Source organism: Rhodococcus sp. H29-C3 (assembly GCF_030063405.1).
Lineage (GTDB): Bacteria > Actinomycetota > Actinomycetes > Mycobacteriales > Mycobacteriaceae > Rhodococcoides.
The window spans coordinates 398,919-417,044 of record NZ_JASITC010000002.1 but is presented as its reverse complement, the minus strand read 5'-3'; the positions used below and the strand labels follow the sequence as shown (position 1 = coordinate 417,044).

Below are 18,126 nucleotides of genomic sequence, written 5' to 3'. Positions count from 1 at the left end.
TCGACTCGCTTACCGCAGCGAATCGGGTGGCCCACGCCTCGAGATCGACGTCGTGAATCGGTGTTGCGGAGACAGCTCGAACCCGACCGCCCCGACGTACCCGCCGGCTGACGCGTCGGGAAGGGGGAGTGGCGGGTCGAGAACCGCGCGCACGATCGAGGTGATCGGCCCGTACAACCTCTCGGCAGTGCAGACGAGAACTGCCGCAACGGTCGAGGCCGCAAGGTGGAAGGCAATCATCGACGCACTTGGGAGCACCGAGTGGTTGTGCGTCATCTCCTGCGGGCTTCCGGCCGCGAGCGCCAAGTGAGCGGCGAATTGCCCGATCATCAGCCCACCGAGAAGACGGACCATTCCCGGCGCGGGCATCGTCGCGAGCGCACCCACACCCACACCGACGACCAACAGGAACATCAATGCCGACCCGCTCGGATAACCGCCGCCCGCGCTGCCGTGGGCCGCGACGGCGAGTGTGACCGTCAGGGCACCGACAGCTCCGCCGCGAAGTGAGGCTGCCGGTGTGGTCATCGGGATCGGTGAATTCGGGTGCTAGCGGACGCCGAGGCGGGCGAGCAGGTCTGCTTCGATGCCGTCGAGTTCGGCCGAGATCGCATTGTGGGCAGCTTTGCGACGCGGGACCGGCATCTGCTCGGACGTGCGCACAGCGGTTCCGAGGTCGGTGAGTCGCTGGGAGATAGCGTCGGCGAACTTGGTCGTCTCGGCATCACCGGAGCCTGAGGTGACCTTCTCCAGCGATTTCTCGGCACCGGCGATACGGGCGCTGAGCTTGGCACCGTAACCGGTGTACTGGCCGAGCTCGGCAGGATTGATGCCGAGCTGAGAGGCTTTGCGTTCGTCGAGCTTGCCGCGTACGAGGGCTGCACCTCGGTAGACGATGGGCGTCAGTACCGGAATCAGCACCCGCGCAATACCGATGTACTTGCGGACCTGAGCCGCCGAGAACTTGCCCTGCATCGCAGCTTTCTGCTGCGCCTTCAAGGCCGCAACCTGAGCCTTCTCGACGTTCTTCGAGGACTTGGCCTCCACCGCGTTCAGCTTGCCCTGTGCCTTCGCGATCGACTTCAGCTGCTTGCGTTCGTTCTTGGCGCCGAACTTCGCTTCCAACGTCGCTTTGTGCTTGAGCGCCTTGGCTTCGGCCTTACGAGTGGCACGACCCTTGCGCTTACGGAACAAACCCATCGACAAGGCCCCTTACGTCAACTTCGGCGGTTCGGCGCGGCGCGCGCACAATTGCTTGACACAGCCTATCGGTACGGATGGCTCCGAGAACATCTGCGCCCCGCACTTCGCGCAGCTTCGTCGTCGCTCGGTGTCATTGCTGTCGGTACGGGGACATAGGCTCGGGTCGTGACGAGCCAACGCGCAGTGGAACGAGGGGCATCGGTGCTCATCGATGCCGGGTCGCTGACGCGATGCAGACACCGGTTGTATCTGGACACGGCCTACTCGGCGTTGCTGCGGCAGGAACCGGAGAATCCAGCGGTTCGTCAACGCCGTGAAGCAGCCCGCGCGCAGCGCGACGCCATCAGATCCAATTTGTCGGAGGCTTTGGACGGGTGGACCGAGATCGAGGCGCCCGATGCCCGCACCGCATCGGAACTGACGATGGCCGCGTGCCGACGCCGCGTCCCATGGATCTGGAATGCCGTCCTACCGATCGAACGGACGACCGGACGACGCGGGCGTAGCGAGATTTTGATGCTCGATCCCGTCGACGGCGGATACATCCCGATCATCGTGGTCAATCACAAGGTCACCGACCCCGGTCGCGGGGCGCGCACGTCACCGTTGATCGAATGGGCGCCCGTGGTGGACGAGACTAGGAAGGTCCGTAGCCAACTCCGCGATCAACTGCGTCTCGCGCACCTCTACCGCATGCTCGACTTCGAGGGCATCGCCAGCCCGAACGCCGAAGGTGGTGCAATCGGCTACCGCGCAGAATGCATCCTCGTTCATGACCTGACCACCGTGTTCGACGTATACGACGCCCGATTCCTCGACCGGCTCTCCGTCGCTCGGGGGGAGAGCTTCACTGTGCCCTCGCAAGTCAGTGAGTGTCGATCGTGCCCGTGGTGGACGGACTGCCGTCCGCAACTGGTCGCCAATCGCGATGTCAGCCTGGTGGCATCGGGCATGCGGGCCGATGCCCTGCGTGAGCAGGGTGTGTCCACAATCGACGAACTGGCCGACTTCTCCGGCCCCGAGCCCGACAACTGGCCGTTCGGCAGTTTCACCGATGCCGTAGCAGCCGCGACTGCCTGGCGAGCCGGAGTGCCCCTGTTGCGTCGCACGGACACGGTGTCGGTTCACCGCGCCGACGTCGAGGTCGACGTGGACATGGAGAGCTACCAGGAACACGGCGCCTACATGTGGGGCACGTTGCTGACGGAGAAGGGCGGGCCGCCGGCGGAGTACCGCGGCTTCGTCACGTGGGATCCCCTTCCGACCGTGGACGAGGGGCGTTCCTTCGCCGAATTCTGGGCCTGGCTCATGGGTAAACGGGCCGACGCTGCTGCGCGCGGCAAGACATTCGCGGCGTACTGCTATTCGCGGGCGGCCGAGGACAAGTGGCTACTGGATTCGGCACGACGCTTCGGCGACATCAGTGGAGTACCGTCCGAGGCGGAGATTCGCGAGTTCATCGACAGCGAGCAGTGGGTCGATATCTATCAGGCCGTCAGTGATCAGTTCATCTGCCCGAATGGCAAGGGCCTGAAGAAGATTGCACCCGTGGCAGGCTTCGAATGGCGTGACGCCGAGGCCGGCGGTGAGGCATCGATGGGGTGGTACCGCGAGGCGGTCGGCTACGACGCCGAACCCGATGCGACACAGCGCGAACGCCTGTTGGTCTACAACGAGGACGACGTCCGGGCAACGAAGGTGCTCCGCGAATGGATGAGCGATCGAGCCGAGATCGAGATCCCGACACTCGAATCGTTGCGCGCGGCAGTCTGACCGCGGGCTCGGACGCTTGAATGGCGCCCTGATCGTATGAGTGGACCATTCAAGCGATGGGTGAAAGTTCCGCCCACCGCTTGAATGTCACCCTGTAGCTATCTAATCGTATGAGTGGACCATTGAAGCGATCGAATTAGCGCGGAGCCATACGAATCGCGCCGTCCATGCGGATGGTCTCGCCGTTGAGGTAATCGTGCTCGGCGATCATCTGCACCAACTGTGCGTATTCGGACGGCTGAGCGAGGCGCGACGGGAACGGAACGCTCGCCTCGAGGCCCTTGCGGTACTCCTCGGTGACGCCCGCGAGCATCGGAGTGTCGACGATGCCCGGTGCAATCGTGTTGACACGAATACCGAACTGAGCCAGGTCGCGTGCGGCAGTGATCGTCATCGCGTGTACGCCACCCTTGGAAGCGGTGTACGCGATCTGTCCGATCTGGCCTTCGAACGCTGCCACCGATGCGGTGTTGACGATCACACCGCGCTGACCCGAATCGTCGACCGTGGACAGCGACTGGATCCGATTGGCAGCCAGACGCATGACATTGAACGTGCCGAGCAGGTTGATGGTGATGACCGTGCGGAAGAGCTCCAGGTCGTGCGGGCCCTTCTTGGACAAAATGCGTCCTGCCCAGCCGACGCCGGCGCAGTTCACCACGATGCGGAGCGGTACGCCCGCTTCGGCGATCTTGTCCAGAGCCGCCTCGACCTCGGCCTCGCTCGTGACGTCGGCAGGGATCAACGTCACCCCCGCCGGGACGCTGTCACCCGCACGCTCGATGGACTGTGCCAGATCGAGGCCGAATACCGTGGCGCCCGCATCGGCGAGACGCTTGGCCGTCGCAGCCCCGAGGCCCGACGCGCCTCCTGTGACCAGCGCTGCTGTTCCCGAAATCTCCACTGACGAATCCCTTCGCTGTTGGCGGCCCGATGTGGCCCGTGCCTCGTGAGCACCATAACCGTCGAGCGTTCGTGACGCGGAGATAGGAGGTACCCGAGTCAGCGAAGCGCACCCTCGTCAGGTGTCGTCGACGAACCATCAGGCGCGTACTCGACTCGATACGTCTGTTCGCCATCGACGAGAATGGTCGCCAAGACCTCACGGCCGGCAGGAAGCAATCGCACTGTCGCAGTGCCACTCTCGATTCGGTCGATGTGCTCCACCGCCGACGTCATCATGACCGTACGAATATCCGACGCGAGGAAGGCGTCGGATCGATCGTCGAGGAGCACCACCGTGACACCACGGATCCGCGCCGCTCGAACAGACTCCTGGAGCCGAGAGTCGAGGAGCCCGCGAGCACGAAGAGAATCTCGCAGATCGGCTTCGAGCACTATGCACGCAAGTTCTTCATCGGGCCCGAGGTCGGGACCGGCCGCCGTCCGCTCGAGCAGGGGCCGAGCAAGCTCGTCCAGACGTTCCAGTTGCGCGTCGCGCTCCTCGAGGACCGCCGACGCAGCGGCCTCGGTCGCGATCCTCATCGTGGATTGGCGGCGTAGTTCGAAAATTGACCGTGCAAGCGGACGAATGGTGAATGCGAAGAACGTCGACATCAGCAACGGTGCCGCGTTGATCAGGCTGAAGGACAACCCGTACGCCGCGCCCTGGCCACGGACCACGGCCCACAGTACCGAGGACCCGATGAGCGAGACGAGACCGATCCAGGCCAGCAATGTCCTGCCCCGAACGCACATGAACGTGTAAATCGCCACTGATGCGCCGAGCGGCCACGTCTGCAGCGGATTGGTCGCCGGGACGGGTATCACCGCGAAGACCAGCCACAGCGCGACCGGGCCGGAAAGCATCAATGGGTACGAATAGCGCAGTGGGAGTGGATCTCCCGGTGCAGTAAGCAAGACCAGTGAACTGGTCACATTGATGAGGACAGCCAACGCCAGCGGAATGAAATTCGCCCCAGGTGGCGCCGTCGTCACGGCGCTGATCAGGCACGCTGCAGAGAACAGGAGGGCAATGAAATATGCAGTGCGCGACCGCATCCCGAGCAGGTCGCGAACGTCCTGACGTTCCGCGTCATGAGAAGGCCATCGGAGAAACTTCACGCGAGCGCTTCCCACTGAAGATGCACCGTCGTCCCAGCACCGACCGCACTGAAGACCACGGCAGACCCCCCGTCGAGCTGCCGCATCCGACCGTGAATGCTCACCGCGACACCCAGCCGATGCGGTGGGATGGAATCGGGATCGAACCCGGCGCCGTCATCGGACACCGACACTGCAAGCCGACCCGACTCGGCAGTCACCGACACCATCCGGGAGGCCCCCTCGCCTGCATGCTTGACGCTGTTGCGGACTGCCTCGGCCAGCGCTGCCCCAGTGGCGCGAACAGCCTCCGCCGGATACGTCGTGCCCGGGTCGGACGTCCCACCGACCTCGATCGACACGGACTCGTCGGCGTCCGTAGCTGCCGCGCGCAGATGCGCGATCGCATTCACCCTGTCGAACCGACTGTCGACGGAGTAGCTACGCAATGCATCCATCTGGTCGAGCGTCGCCCTGGCCTGCCTCGCCACGGACTCGGTACGGCCCTGGCGAGCCACCGACAGCAGCGAAGACATCACCCCGTCGTGAATGAGCGCGTCGAACCGCTCCCGTTCGACGTCACGGGCCGCCGCAGCAGCGGCGCTCGCAGCATTGGCCTGAGTTGCAGCGATGGTGTCATCGAGAATCCTTGCCGTGCGCAACGCACCGAGCAAAGCGGCAACGAAAATGGTGCAGAACATGACGGCGAAAGCAATGTCCGCGAACAAAGTCGGTTCGACGAACGGTTGCCGGACACGTGCATTGGACCACTGAATGACGAACACCACGGTAACCAGATACGCAGCCACCACACCCGGACGCCACACAAGCGCAGCAGCGAGAGTTGCAAGACCAGGAAACGTCGACAGATAGTGCCCGGCCACATCGAACGAGATCCCGTCCCACGCCACAACCCATGTACAGACAGCGACCAGGTACGAAATCGCAGCCACACTAGCCGCGACCCGAGTCCAGCGGATATCGGTCAAAAACGTTGCCAGACCCAGTAAGACACCGGAACCGAACACCGTGACACCGGCGAACGGAGGCCACCACCATGCCGTCAGATTCGCCGTCCGCACCAACTCGGAGAACAGCAGCGCAAAATATATGACATATCCCGTACCGACGAACCGTCCGAACATGCGCAGCAACCGATCCAGCGACCGATGCTCCACTCCTGCTGAGCCTGGTCGTTCCGCAGGCTCCACTCCTGCTGAGCCTGGTCGTTCCGCAGGCTCCACTCCTGCTGAGCCTGGTCGTTCCGCAGGCTCCACTCCTGCTGAGCCTGGTCGTTCCGCAGGCTCCACTCCTGTGTTTTCCATACACCCTCCATTCGGGAGTGTATGGGCATTCACCTCTCGTTCACACCAGTAACCTGTTCCGATATCAGCGACACCCGTGCTCGACGGCGACGCATCAGAATCACCGCAGTAATGACCGTTGTAGAAATTCCGATCACAGCGACCGCACCGATCGATGCGGCAGCGGTACCGGGGAACAGCCCGTCGAGCAGCAGCGACACCCCGAAGACGAAGAACAGCACCGATGCGCCGATTCTAATGGCGTTCTCGGGCAGGTGTTTTCCGAGTACTGCGCCGAGGACGATTGCGAGCGCATCGGCGGCAACCATGCCTACGGTCGACCCGATCCAGACGCCGATCCAATTGTTCTCCGTGGCGAGGGTGACCGTCGCGAGCATGGTCTTGTCGCCTAATTCGGCGAGGAGAAATGCCGACGCAATGGCCAGGAATGCGGAACGCGTGACGCGACCGGCTTTCTGGCCTTCGTTGTCGGACAACGAGTCACCGCGCAACGTCCAGAGTCCGAAGATCACGAATGCGATGCCACCGATCACCGCGATGAGATTCGTCGGGATGGACAGGCCGAGGAAGTGGCCGACGGCAACGGAGAGCAGATGGACGACGGTAGTGGCGACGGTGATTCCACCGATGACTACGTACCAGCGGTAGCGCAGTGCGAACGTCATGGCCATGAGCTGAGACTTGTCGCCGAGCTCGGCGATGAATATCACCACAAAACTGAGAAGCAGGGCGGACGGCATGTAGCAGGACTCCTCGGTCGGTTGCATGACCGAAGGTCTCGCCCACCGCCGGGTTGTCCGAGGCGGTTCACTGTGCCGGGCCACACCGCCGGGGCGTGAAACCAGTATGTCGACACAGCGATTGGGGGCTACTCCCCTTCGCTGGGACAAGGTTAGGAGAGTGAGCGTCAAATGTCCATTGCTGCACTAAGTTTGGACGCCCGAAGACTTCTGTGTGGGTGTAGTCAGGAGGCGAGAAGCATTGCCAAAACTGCAGTGTCGGGATCGCTGATCGGGTCGAGACCGATCCTGCTCACCAATGAGGTGACAGTCCCGTCGGACTCTGCTTCGGCCCAGGCCGCGCGATGCTCGAGGCCGAGGTGTGGGAGGCCGGGAAGAAGCACACAACCCGACGCGGCTCCAGCGCATTCGGGAAGCGTCGGAGTGGTTTCCGACGGCGGGTGCAGCATGAAAAGCGCCGACGGTTGGTGCAGCGCAAACCTGCCGGGTGTGACGGCCATCTCGCCGATGACCGGTCCCTCGGCAACGACGAGACCTATGCTTCCCGGCTCCGGGTCGTCTGGAAGCTCCTCGCGGACGCCGAAGACCGTGGACGTTCCGAGCAGACCGGGCATGGAGGCGACACGAACCGCGAGTACGAGAAATTGAGCCCATTCCTTCGTGGTGTCCGGCCACCGGCCCGAGACGACGAACCCGCGGAGCTCTCCGCCGGCATGAAAGGGAGACACACCGATGAGCACTCGATCGTCCATCACGTAGCTCCCTAAGGTCGTTCCAGCCGCTCTGCTCGGCAGAGCGGGCCCAGGTACACCACGTTGGGTAGGAGAAGCATGGATCACCAACGCACTGGCACACAAGACGGTGCGAGTGCTAATGATCTCGGGACTGCCGGAAAACACGACTGGGCCATTCTCACCGCGATATCGGTGAGAATGGCCCAGTCATGCGGAAACTTGGTCGGGCGAAAATTACGGGAAAATAAGCCCCGGAGTCTTCGACGTCGCTGCCTCGAAGCGTGCCTGGACGTCGGCCCAGTTCACGACGTTCCAGAAGGCCTTGACGTAGTCGGCCTTGACGTTCTTGTACTGCAAGTAGAAGGCGTGCTCCCACATGTCGACCTGCAGCAGGGGGATGATGCCCAGCGGGACGTTGGCCTGCTGGTCGTACAGCTGGAAGGTGAGCAGGTTCTTCCCGAGGGAGTCGTACCCCAGGACGGCCCAGCCGGAGCCCTGCAAGCCGTTGGCTGCCGCGGTGAACTGTGCGCGGAACTTGTCGAACGAGCCGAACTTGTCGTCCAGTGCTGCGGCCAGTTCGCCCTCGGGCTTGTCGCCACCGTTAGGGGACAGGTTCTTCCACCAGATGGAGTGGTTGACGTGGCCACCGAGGTGGAACGCGAGGTTCTTCTCGAACAAGAAGATGGAGCCGTGGTCTTCGGCTTCACGAGCCGCGGCCAACTTCTCGATCGCGGTGTTGGCGCCTGCGACGTACGCGGCGTGGTGCTTGGAGTGGTGCAATTCGTTGATCTCGCCCGAGATATGGGGCTCGAGGGCGGAGTAATCGAAATCAAGGTCGGGCAGTGTGTACTCGGACACGTGTTTCCCTTCTCTAACGACGCCGCGCCTTCCGTGGTTCAGGCGCGCTCGTCCTACTTCGGATCATTCGTAGGCTTCAACCCAATCTCATTAGTACCCCTAGCGCAACCGTTGTAATCGCGGACCCCTTTTCGGAATAAATTCCGGTGTGTGCGCCAACAGTTCCAGGTCACGGCGAGGTCACGGGTTTGCTCCACGATTCGTCCAGCAGATGAACGGGAACCTAAGATTGCCCGCGTGGTCTCCTTGCGCAGGTCGAGCAAGCATGCCGACACCCTCACCACCGCCGAACAGGTACGCGCACCGCGCGTCGAACTCACCGGCGCGAACCTGATTCGGTTCCTGGCCGTTCTGGCGGTGTTGTACTCCCACGTCTCGTTCTACCTGATCGACGACCGCGGCGAGGGCTGGTGGGTCATCGACGTCGTCACCCGCGTGGCAATCGATGAGGCCGGGCTCAACCAGCACCTGTCCTTCGTCGGCGTCGCCGCTTTCATGATGTTGACAGGTCTGCTGGTCACCCGATCGGCGATGCGCCAATCCCGTCGGGACTTCATGGTCAGTCGGCTCGCGCGCCTGGTACCGGCGTTGTGGTTGGCCGTCGCGGCAGCGATCGTTCTGGTCCGGCTCGGAATCAACGGAATGTTCAGTGGTCAGGACGGCATCACCGACGGTGAAGCCGTCCTCAGCTTCGTTCTCGGTGGTTTCTTTCTGAAACCCGAGGTCGCGGTGCTGGGGGTCACCTGGACGCTGACTGTTCAGCTGCTGTTCTACCTCTATTGCGTCCTGGCCAGAGATGTCCTGCGGGCGCGGCCGGTCGTCGTTCCGATTGCCGGAGCCGTGCTGTGCGCGGTGGTACTGATCTACAACCTCTACATCCCACAGCCATGGTCGGTACCGATGTTGTCCAAGATTGCGGCCACTCTGCCGACGCTGTTCCTCGGGCAGATCATCTATCTGGGTTGGGCGAAGATCATCGGGTGGCGATGGGTCGTCGTGGCCGTTATCGCACAGGCCGAGGTGGTGCGATTGGCGACCGATATTCACGCGTACTGGGCAGGGGATCAATACCTCTGGACCATCGTCGTGGTGACAGGCACGGTCCTTCTACTCGGGCGCTACGACGGCCGAATCGCACGTTGGGAACTCGTGCGGTGGACGAGCACGCGCAGTTACGCCATATATCTGGTGCACACTCTGATCCTGTATCGCGTGTACGAGAACGTCGTCCCGCTCACCGGACCCACCGGCGCGGTCATCGTCTTTCTGGGCGTGACAGCCGTCGTTTCGGAAGGGGTCTACCGGTGGGTCGAGGTTCCTGCGGCGCGATGGCTGAACATGCGCTTCCGCAGCGGCATCAACAGTGGGGCTCCGGTCAAAGCTGTGGGATGACCTCCGATGCCACCAGCTCCAGGTGGTCGATATCGCTCAGATCCAGCATCTGGAGATATACCCGTCCGGCGCCGAGCTCGCGGTACCGACCGATCTTGTCGACGAGTTCGGCAGGGCTGCCCGCCAGGCCGTTCTCCCGCAGCTCCGGTACCTCGCGCCCGATGACCCCCGCACGTCGTGTGATCTCGACTTCGGTCCGTCCGCAGCACAGGACGAGAGCGCTGGAATAGATCAAAGAACTCGGGTCCCGACCCGCAGCCGACGCAGCATCGCGTACCCGACCGAACTGCGCGTCGGTGTCCGCGAGGGAAGCAAACGGAATGTTGAACTCGTCGGCATACTTCGCGGCAAGTGCCGGGGTCCGCTTCTTGCCACCCCCGCCGATGAGAATGGGCGGCCGGGGGGACTGCACCGGCTTCGGTAGCGCAGGCGAATCGACTATCGGGTAGTACTTTCCGTCGTGCGAGAACGTCTCTCCCGACGGCGTTTCCCACAGCCCGGTGATGACGGCCAGAGACTCCTCGAGCTTGTCGAAACGCTCACCGAGTGAGGGAAACGGAATGCCGTACGCCTTGTGCTCCTCCTCGAACCACCCCGCACCCAAACCGAAGTCGACGCGCCCGCCGCTCATGGCATCTACCTGGGCGACGCTGATCGCCAACGGACCTGGGTAGCGAAATGTCGCCGACGTCACCAGCGTTCCGAGCCTGATCGTCGACGTTTCTCGGGCAATTCCCGCCAACGTGATCCATGCATCCGTCGGTCCGGGGAGGCCGTCGGAGTTCATCGCCATGTAGTGGTCCGAGCGGAAGAAGGCGCCGAATCCTGCGCTCTCCGAAGCTTGCGCCACACGGAGAAGGTCGTCGTACGACGCACCTTGCTGTGGCTCGGTGAAGACGCGGAGTTCAACTGTCGGTGTGGCCATGCCCCAATGCTAGAAGCCGCGGGCGTCTAATGAGTGTTACCGACCGAAGGTTGGTGTCTGTGTATAAAAACCGGCACCGGGCCGCTGTTCTGTGGATGAGCCTGTGGAAACTGTGGATAACCTGCGCTGCGGGCCCGAAGAATCCACGGGGGTGGCAGTGTTCGCGGGACCCGTGACAAGATCGGAGAGTGTCAGCCTCGGATCTGTCCTCTGTGCCCGCCGCCGAACTTCCAGTGGAAACGACCGGTTCGGTCGTGCTACTCGATGTCCGCGAAGACGATGAATGGCAACACGGTCACGCACCGGGAGCGCTTCACATTCCCATGAACCAAGTCCCGTCACGGCTCGGTGAGATCGATCAGAATGCCGACCTGTACGTCGTCTGCAAGGTAGGTGGACGCTCCATGCAGGTGGTCCAATACCTTGCGCGCATCGGCTACGAGGCGGTCAACCTCGATGGTGGAATGGACGCGTGGCACGCCGCGGGACGCCCAGTCGTACGCGACGACGGCGCCGAGGCGAGAATCCTCTAGTGCCTGCATTTCAGGTCTGCGCACGATGTGCCACTCGATGGCCTGTCGGGACGCTACCTGCGGTGTGGTGTCCTCGATGCCACGGAGTCCTGCTCTCTCCGGTGTCGACGCAGGCCCCCGCTCAGGGTGTTCGAAATTTTCGCTGGGTAGCGCGCCGGCCGAGAAGCAAATCTCCTCGTGTACATAGGCCCGTCGCGTCTCCGGCCTCCGCTACCCCCCGGTACGAGCAGATTCCCCGGTGGGGGCTGATCGACAATCCGGTGCCGAAGAAGTCGGACGTTCCCTCGCGGCGTGAGCGATTGGCGGAATCGGCGGCCGGATTGCTGACGCTGACGATGGCCCTGTTGGCACTGGCATGCGTCGCCGAATTGTTTCGATACGGAATCCTGCTCTACAACCGAACACGGTTGGTGAACCCCAGAGTCCTCGTGGCCTCGGACGCACTGGTGGTGTTCGCCGAAGTTGCCTCGATAATCATCGGAGTCTCGGCCGCGGTCGCCGTTGTGTCCTGGCTGGTGGTGCGCCGTCGAGAACATTTCGCCCGCGCGGGAAGCCGCGACCCCCGAAGAGCGACGACGATGTATCTGGGATCGCTCGTCCCCATTCTGTCCCTGGCGATGCCGGGCGTCTACCTGACCGAACTGGTCGAGGTTCGAGGCGGAATCGAACGGACGAAACTTCTGACGCTCGTTCGCATCTGGTGGGCAGTCTGGGTCCTCGATTGGGTTCTCGTACTCACCGTTACGCTGTGGCGGTTCCGCGACACCCTGCAAGCCGAGGCCGACGGAGTGTTGCTGTCCGCGGTGGGGGCAGTCGTCGCCGCAGCCGTAGCGTTCTCGACCCTGCTTCTCATCCGCGGTATAGACAGCCAGGGGCTCCGCGGGGCCGACCGCGCAGCCCCGACCCGATGGGTCATCTCCGTTGGCCGCACGGAACCTGCGCCCAGCCCCTCCGGATCCGAATCTGCGGTAAGTGATGAAAAAGTGACGACCGGGTGAGTCAAAGCCGTCGAGACCCGTTCGTCGTCGCGCATCGCGGTGCGTCGGCGGAGAAGAAGGAGCACACGCTCGCCGCCTACGACCTCGCCCTGCGTGAAGGCGCCGACGGCCTCGAGTGCGACGTCAGGCTCACTCGTGACGGCCACATCGTCTGCGTCCACGATCGCCGCGTCGACCGGACATCCACCGGATCGGGCCGGGTCAGCGAACTACACCTCGAGGCGCTCAAAGCATTCGACTATGGCGACGGCGCGGAGTCGGCGGAGCTGTTGACTCTCAGCGACCTGATCGAACTGGTCCTCGACTGGACGAGCAAGCCGACCAAACTGTTCATCGAGACGAAGCATCCAGTGCGGTACGGCAGCCTCATCGAGAACAAGGTCCTCGCCGAGTTGCATCGCTACGGATTGGCCCAACCAGCGTCCGCGGACTTCTCGCGTGCGGTCATCATGTCGTTCGCTCCTACCGCGGTATGGCGAGTACGCCGATTCGCGCCAATGTTGCCCACAGTCCTGCTGGGTGAGTCCTCGTTCTATCTCGGCGGCGGCGCAGCGACGACTGTCGGCGCGACGGCTATCGGGCCGTCGATCAGGAGCTTGCGCGAGCGCCCGTGGATCGTCGATCGAGCTGCAGCATCCGGCCGCGCGACGTACTGCTGGACCGTCGAGGAGAAGGAAGACGTTCAACTGTGCCGCGATCTGGGTGTCAGCTGGATCGCGACGAACAATCCTGGCCGTACGAGGGCGTGGCTCGACGCCTACTAGGAGCGGAGCCTGCGGAGTGACCCCTGGGGCAGGAGCGGAGCCTGCGGAGTGACCAGGTGAGAACAGGAGCGGAGCCTGCGGAGTGACCCGATGGCTCAGGAGCGGAGCCTGCGGAGTGACCTCGAGAGTGGTTCGGCGTGTAGGTTTCGGGCGTGGGTAAGAGCAAAAGAAACAGTGGCCCGAAACAGGGCAGTAATCGTGCAGCGCTGATAGCTGCACGCGAAGCCGAGCGCGCAAGTCTGGAGGCGGCGCCGGTTCGGCCGTTCCAGGGTGTGGCCGCGGAGTGCGATCTCGTCGCGATGCGTGAGTTCGTTCCGTCTGCGACGGCGGTGGCGCCGGTGGATGCGTCCGGTCGGACGATCACCATTGCGACCGTGCTCCCCGGTGCGGTTGCTGCGTTGGTCCGGGAATCGGATTCGGCGGTGAATGGTTTCGTCGGACTGCAGGTACAGGCACATTCGCCCAATATTGCGGCCGATTTGGCGAGCGCTCTGGAGTGGGCACGGCAGGCCGCACCGGGTGAGTCGTTGGATGCGTCGATACCGGACGGCAACACGCCTGCACTCTCCGAGGTTCTCGACCCGTCGGCGCAGCTGGACATCACCGTGTATCAGGATTTCAATTGGTGGCTGCCGGAGGGCCTCGAGCCTGCGCCCGATGTGGCTGCGACGGTGGAACGCGCCAATCAGGCGATCATGCCTTCTGCGCGTCTGGAGGGCGACGGTCTCGTCGCTGCGTGGTGGGTCGATGCGGGAGCCAAGGCGCATCTGCGGTGGGTTCGTCCGGAGAGCGAGGACGATCTGATGCTAGCGCTCGCCCGCCTGCATGCGGCAGGGGATCTCACGTTGGGTGAAGGCTCGCGGTACGCCGGTTCGTTCCGTGCGCACGGCCTGTTGGTTCCGGTGTTCGATCTCGATCCTGAAATGCATCCGACCGAGTGGTCTTTGCCGGCCGTGACATTCGGTGAGAAGTTGAACGAGGCTCTCACGGTGGACGGCCCTCTGACGTCCGAGCAGCTGCGCTCGCGCGATGGGCTTCGTGGCCGTCAGGTAACTCTGCGCTGACTTCGCGCTCGAACCATTGCGCTGAAACTGAATGTGGAAGCTATGCCGTTGGGCATAGCTTCCACATTCAGTCGAGCGCGTCGAAGGTTTCTATAGCGAGCCGCCTGCAGATCGCGGCGCGCTGGTGTCCGGTCCTGTTGGACTGCTCATCTCGCGGGCGACGAATTCTTCCAGATCGAACAGGTTATGGCCTGCGCGGTCAGCGATGTTGAGCAGCGTCTTCATGCTCGCAACCTCTTCGACCTGCTCCTTGAGGAACCACTGCATGAACTGCTCGCCCACGTAGTCGCCCTCTTCGCGGGCCGTACTCGCGAGCTGGATGATCTGCTCGGTGACGGTCTCCTCCTGTGCGAGGGCCAGCGCGATGGGCTCGCGTGCATCGGTGAAGACGGACTTCGACGGATCCACGCCGGTGAGCTCGACGGTGATGTCGCGGTCGAGGAAGTACTGGACGATCATCATCGCGTGGTTACGCTCTTCTACGGCCTGTGCGTAAAAGTGTTTGGCCAACTGCGGGAGATCAGCATTGTCGAAATACACTGCCGTGGCAATGTATTGGTGCGAGGCGTTGAATTCGTTGCGGATCTGGTCACGCAGAAGTGCGTGGAATTTCGAATGTGTGGTGTCTTTGATGTCAGCGCTCATGTCGTAGAGAATAGGCTGGTCAGAGGGCATTGTCATGCAAGCTCAGCCTTATTGAGGCCACGGTTGCCTACATTAGATTTACCTAACTCTTTACTTTCGACTGCATGATTTTCGAGGTTTTTCGGGGATTTGTCGGCGTGCGTACGCCGTCGATCCAGGTGGTCAGGGACCGCTTGTCAGCAAGTCCTGCGGGATCTGACGGTCCTGTGCCAGTGCGTCGAAGAATTGGGATGCGCGATCGTTGTCCCACAGTAGGACGTTGCCGACGTCGGAGTCTTCGAACCCGGCGACGGGAACTGTCGTAGTGACGAGATCGCCGCGCATGGCCCATGCCAACGACGCCAGATTCCAGAAATGGTCGCCCTCGTCCACGCTGAGCGAGGAGGCGGTGTCCTTCATCAACGGCCAGATGCGCAGTGGATTGAGATAGGTAGCTGGACTGGTGGCCTTCGCGAGCAGCGCCGACATGAACTGACGCTGATTGTTCATTCGATCGATGTCGGCGAGTGCGGTTGCGCGTGAACGCACGAAGCCGAGAGCGTCGGATCCGGCCAACTCCTGGCAGCCTGCAGACAGGCTGATGCCGGCCAGAGGATCGTCGATGGCGGACTGGAGACAGACGTCGACACCGCCGAGTGCGTCGACGATCCCAGCAAAACCACCGAACCCGATCTCCGCGTAGTGGTCGATGCGTACCCCGGTGGCACCCTCGACGGTCTGAACCAGCAGCGGAGGGCCCCCCAAAGCGAACGATGCGTTGAGCTTGTCCTGTCCATTGCCCGGTACCGAGACGTAGGAGTCACGGGGCAAGCTGACCATCGTGGTGGCGCCGCTGCCTTCGGAAATATGAATCAGAATGATCGTGTCGGTCCGACTCGGCCCTACTTCACCGCCCGTCGCCAATGCAGCTTCCTGCTCGGGCGTCATGCCGGCGCGGCTGTCGGACCCGACGAGCAGCCAATTGGTTCCTGGGGTATCGGCGACGCGGCCGTCGTAATTGCTCAGGGCGTCCACGCGGGTCAGTGAGCTGTCGACGAAGTGGACGAGTCCGCCGAGCAGCAGTGCCAACACGAGAAAGACAAGGCCGAACCGTCGACCCCGGTGACGCTTCTTGCGCACACGTGGAGGTTTTGCCGGCTCCGGACGCCGGGGTGAGCGTTGTGGGGGAGGCGGGGTCCTTCGTCGTGGTGGTTCCGCGCCGTAGCCCTGTTCGGTATAGGGCTGTGGAGTCTGGCGAGGTGCCCAGCCTGGATCGCGCGGAGAATGCTGCGTCGGATTCGGTGGGCGTGACGCCGTGCCGGGCTCGGGCGCCTGGGACCAGGCCTGCTGTTGTTTCCGACCGTCCCGGCGGATGACTTGCGTGCCCTCGGGTGGAGGCGGTGGCGGCTGCCGCTTCTGGGGCGGCGGCTGCCGGTTCTGGGGTGGTGGCCGATAACCAGGGGGAGGCGGCCGGTGGCCGGGAGGGGGGCCTTGTCGAGGGGCCCCTCTGTTTCGCTGGTCGTCGTTCACGGATCGACTCTACCTACGGCAGCCACGTGAGGTGGCCACGCAAGGCGGTGTAACCGACGAACGCGACGATGTCGATGAGTGCATGCGCGATGAGCAGCGGCCATAGTCGGCTGGTCTTCTGCCAGTACCTTCCGAAGACGAGGCCCATGGCCAGGTTGCCGATGCCGCCCCCGAGGCCCTGGTAGAGGTGATAGGACCCGCGTAGTAGCGCCGATGCGAGCAATGACGAATTCTCGCTGAATCCGAGGCGTCGCAGCCGGGAGATCAGATACGCGACCACGATGATTTCTTCGGCGGCCGAGTTGGCGAATGCGTAAGCGACGAGAGCGGGGATTCGCCACCAATGATCGTCTATGGTGCTCGGCACGACAGTGAGATTGAGCCCGAGGGCGTTGGCGACGAGGTAGAGCAGCAGTCCGGGGATGCCGATCAGCGCGGCCAGACCGAGGCCGGGTAAGGCATCGCTTTTCCACCGTGGCTTCGCAAGTCCGATGAGCCGAGGCCCCAGGCCCGCACGCCACAGCAGATACATCCCGAGAGCGCCCCAGGCACAGAGCCGGAGGATACGTAGAAGCTGGTAGAGCAGATCGATGATCCCGAGGCTCGAACTCGAGGTGTTCAGCGCGACGGTTTGTTCCGACAGGCTGCCCGCGACCATTGCGTCCTCGACGAGCGAGAGGATGCTGCTCAGTCCGCTGAGCCCGAACGTGACCAGTAGAACGATCGCAATCTCGATCTTGATTGCTCGTCGCTCGGTCGGGTCCGGTGGTGGGCCGGTGTCAGGCGTGGGTGGCGACAGCCAGCCTTTGAGGGCGATCACATAACGAGTGTGCCCTGCCGACCGGTGTTCTCAGCTACGAGCTCGCAGCCCGTTCAGAAATGGGCATCCGGCGAGTACTCGGAGAGCACGGCTCAACGCCATGCTGTCGTCGACGGGCTGGCCGAAAGGCAACCGAACGTCGTTGTCGCCGTGGTCGCTCTCGATGCGCAGGCTGATCCCGTACCGATCGATCCCGAGCGGCCGGATTCGGCCCCGACGGAGCGATGGCGGCAGTCTTCTGGCCAGCTGATCGATGAGCTCGGGATGGTCGATGTCGAGGTGCTGCAGCCAGCTCGTCTCCATCTCCCAGAAGGGGTCGGGCTCGGCGGCGAGGAGGTGTTCGACGTCGACGGGTTCGGCACCGGTGTTGTCGGCGACCACCGAAGACGACAGGATCAGGCGGAGAAGGATCGTTCCGTGGCCGATGTCGAGCAAGGCCGGGTGCGGGTGTTCGGCGGCTACGGCGCCGGCCATCGGCCGCATGAGCGAGGCGGGCACGGGTCGAAGCTCCCCGCGTAGCCACACCAGTGACCGGACCGATTCGCGGAGCTCCAGCGGTGCATGATCGGTCAGCTCGAGGACTGCGGGCACTCCGGCGCCGGAAGGTCGGCAGGCGAGTGTGGCTACTTCCGAATCCTCCGTTACCGCAACTATCACTTCGCCGTTCGAGCGCAAGTGATGAAGCAGGGTGACTACAGGTTCGCTTCCCTCGATCGCCAGCCTTGCACCTTCCGCACGCGCGCAGGCGCTGCGGACTCGTTCAGCGGTAGACGGTCCGGTGGTGGTTGCGCCGATCATGA

General features: G+C 63.2%; 19 protein-coding genes. 6 read left to right on the top strand and 13 right to left on the bottom strand.

Features of this window, described 5'->3' with window-relative positions:
* Positions 1-9: 9 nt before the first annotated feature.
* The gene (locus tag QMK32_RS06050) at positions 10-528 is read right to left on the bottom strand and encodes a hypothetical protein (protein ID WP_283473682.1); all 519 of its coding nucleotides are present in this window, start codon (positions 526-528) and stop codon (positions 10-12) included.
* Positions 529-549: 21 nt separating this feature from the next.
* Entirely contained in the window at positions 550-1,200 is a 651-nt protein-coding gene (locus tag QMK32_RS06045; protein WP_283473681.1) for a DUF6474 family protein, read from the bottom strand.
* A 168-nt stretch (positions 1,201-1,368) separates the two neighbouring features.
* Here QMK32_RS06045 and QMK32_RS06040 point away from each other — a divergent pair, with 168 nt between their 5' ends.
* Positions 1,369-2,976, top strand: coding sequence for a TM0106 family RecB-like putative nuclease (locus tag QMK32_RS06040; protein WP_283473679.1), 1,608 nt, complete (start codon positions 1,369-1,371; stop codon positions 2,974-2,976).
* 136 nt (positions 2,977-3,112) lie between these two features.
* On the opposite strand, the gene QMK32_RS06035 is transcribed toward QMK32_RS06040, so the two are convergent.
* From QMK32_RS06035 to QMK32_RS06010, 6 genes are all read right to left on the bottom strand, one after another.
* Positions 3,113-3,880: an SDR family NAD(P)-dependent oxidoreductase gene (locus QMK32_RS06035; protein WP_084348186.1), complete on the bottom strand. Its 768-nt coding sequence runs from the start codon at positions 3,878-3,880 to the stop codon at positions 3,113-3,115.
* Positions 3,881-3,978: 98 nt separating this feature from the next.
* A complete protein-coding gene (locus tag QMK32_RS06030) occupies positions 3,979-5,040 on the bottom strand; it encodes a DUF8320 family protein (RefSeq protein WP_283473674.1) in 1,062 nt (353 codons plus the stop codon).
* Positions 5,037-6,197 (bottom strand): sensor histidine kinase, encoded by a 1,161-nt coding sequence (locus QMK32_RS06025; protein WP_283473672.1) that lies wholly within the window; start codon positions 6,195-6,197, stop codon positions 5,037-5,039. Before QMK32_RS06025 ends, QMK32_RS06030 begins: the two co-directional genes overlap by 4 nt.
* A gap of 176 nt (positions 6,198-6,373) precedes the next feature.
* The gene (locus tag QMK32_RS06020) at positions 6,374-7,084 is read right to left on the bottom strand and encodes a TMEM165/GDT1 family protein (RefSeq protein ID WP_283473671.1); all 711 of its coding nucleotides are present in this window, start codon (positions 7,082-7,084) and stop codon (positions 6,374-6,376) included.
* Between the two features lie 224 nt (positions 7,085-7,308).
* On the bottom strand, positions 7,309-7,836 hold the full coding sequence (locus QMK32_RS06015) for a peptidase (protein WP_269301895.1): 528 nt from the start codon (positions 7,834-7,836) through the stop codon (positions 7,309-7,311).
* A 216-nt stretch (positions 7,837-8,052) separates the two neighbouring features.
* The gene (locus QMK32_RS06010) at positions 8,053-8,676 is read right to left on the bottom strand and encodes a superoxide dismutase (protein WP_136170502.1); all 624 of its coding nucleotides are present in this window, start codon (positions 8,674-8,676) and stop codon (positions 8,053-8,055) included.
* A 330-nt stretch (positions 8,677-9,006) separates the two neighbouring features.
* On the opposite strand from QMK32_RS06010, the gene QMK32_RS06005 reads away from it, so the two are divergent.
* Positions 9,007-10,068 carry an acyltransferase family protein gene (locus tag QMK32_RS06005; RefSeq protein ID WP_283473987.1) on the top strand — a complete coding sequence of 354 codons (1,062 nt, stop codon included), beginning with the start codon at positions 9,007-9,009 and terminating at the stop codon, positions 10,066-10,068.
* Here the strand turns inward: QMK32_RS06005 and QMK32_RS06000 are convergent.
* Complete coding sequence (locus QMK32_RS06000; protein ID WP_283473669.1) at positions 10,052-10,993, bottom strand: LLM class F420-dependent oxidoreductase; 942 nt, start codon at positions 10,991-10,993, stop codon at positions 10,052-10,054. The genes QMK32_RS06005 and QMK32_RS06000 overlap by 17 nt on opposite strands.
* Before the next feature lie 188 nt (positions 10,994-11,181).
* On the opposite strand from QMK32_RS06000, the gene QMK32_RS05995 reads away from it, so the two are divergent.
* The 4 genes from QMK32_RS05995 (at position 11,182) to QMK32_RS05980 (ending at position 14,352) form a co-directional block, all read left to right on the top strand.
* Positions 11,182-11,526: a rhodanese-like domain-containing protein gene (locus QMK32_RS05995; RefSeq protein ID WP_283473668.1), complete on the top strand. Its 345-nt coding sequence runs from the start codon at positions 11,182-11,184 to the stop codon at positions 11,524-11,526.
* Between the two features lie 260 nt (positions 11,527-11,786).
* Entirely contained in the window at positions 11,787-12,524 is a 738-nt protein-coding gene (locus tag QMK32_RS05990; protein WP_283473667.1) for a DUF4328 domain-containing protein, read from the top strand.
* Positions 12,521-13,288, top strand: coding sequence for a glycerophosphodiester phosphodiesterase (locus QMK32_RS05985; RefSeq protein WP_269301890.1), 768 nt, complete (start codon positions 12,521-12,523; stop codon positions 13,286-13,288). The genes QMK32_RS05990 and QMK32_RS05985 overlap by 4 nt, the downstream gene beginning before the upstream one ends.
* 152 nt (positions 13,289-13,440) lie before the next feature.
* Entirely contained in the window at positions 13,441-14,352 is a 912-nt protein-coding gene (locus tag QMK32_RS05980) for a DUF5926 family protein (protein ID WP_283473666.1), read from the top strand.
* A gap of 90 nt (positions 14,353-14,442) precedes the next feature.
* On the opposite strand, the gene QMK32_RS05975 is transcribed toward QMK32_RS05980, so the two are convergent.
* From QMK32_RS05975 to QMK32_RS05960, 4 genes are all read right to left on the bottom strand, one after another.
* The gene (locus tag QMK32_RS05975) at positions 14,443-14,997 is read right to left on the bottom strand and encodes a ferritin (RefSeq protein WP_283473665.1); all 555 of its coding nucleotides are present in this window, start codon (positions 14,995-14,997) and stop codon (positions 14,443-14,445) included.
* Between the two features lie 162 nt (positions 14,998-15,159).
* Complete coding sequence (locus QMK32_RS05970; RefSeq protein ID WP_283473986.1) at positions 15,160-16,350, bottom strand: LCP family protein; 1,191 nt, start codon at positions 16,348-16,350, stop codon at positions 15,160-15,162.
* Between the two features lie 169 nt (positions 16,351-16,519).
* Entirely contained in the window at positions 16,520-17,326 is an 807-nt protein-coding gene (locus QMK32_RS05965; protein ID WP_502943536.1) for a CPBP family intramembrane glutamic endopeptidase, read from the bottom strand.
* A gap of 30 nt (positions 17,327-17,356) precedes the next feature.
* Positions 17,357-18,124: a DUF2470 domain-containing protein gene (locus QMK32_RS05960; protein ID WP_283473664.1), complete on the bottom strand. Its 768-nt coding sequence runs from the start codon at positions 18,122-18,124 to the stop codon at positions 17,357-17,359.
* Positions 18,125-18,126 lie beyond the last annotated feature (2 nt).

Bases quoted from the DNA above. Each gene is read 5' to 3' on its own strand.
- QMK32_RS06020 (WP_283473671.1), bottom strand. From the start codon at position 7,084: ATGCCGTCCGCCCTGCTTCTCAGTTTTGTGGTGATATTCATCGCCGAG.
- QMK32_RS05975 (WP_283473665.1), bottom strand. From the start codon at position 14,997: ATGAGCGCTGACATCAAAGACACCACACATTCGAAATTCCACGCACTT.
- QMK32_RS06000 (WP_283473669.1), bottom strand. From the start codon at position 10,993: ATGGCCACACCGACAGTTGAACTCCGCGTCTTCACCGAGCCACAGCAA.
- QMK32_RS05960 (WP_283473664.1), bottom strand. From the start codon at position 18,124: ATGATCGGCGCAACCACCACCGGACCGTCTACCGCTGAACGAGTCCGC.
- QMK32_RS06015 (WP_269301895.1), bottom strand. From the start codon at position 7,836: ATGGACGATCGAGTGCTCATCGGTGTGTCTCCCTTTCATGCCGGCGGA.
- QMK32_RS06045 (WP_283473681.1), bottom strand. From the start codon at position 1,200: ATGGGTTTGTTCCGTAAGCGCAAGGGTCGTGCCACTCGTAAGGCCGAA.
- QMK32_RS06050 (WP_283473682.1), bottom strand. From the start codon at position 528: ATGACCACACCGGCAGCCTCACTTCGCGGCGGAGCTGTCGGTGCCCTG.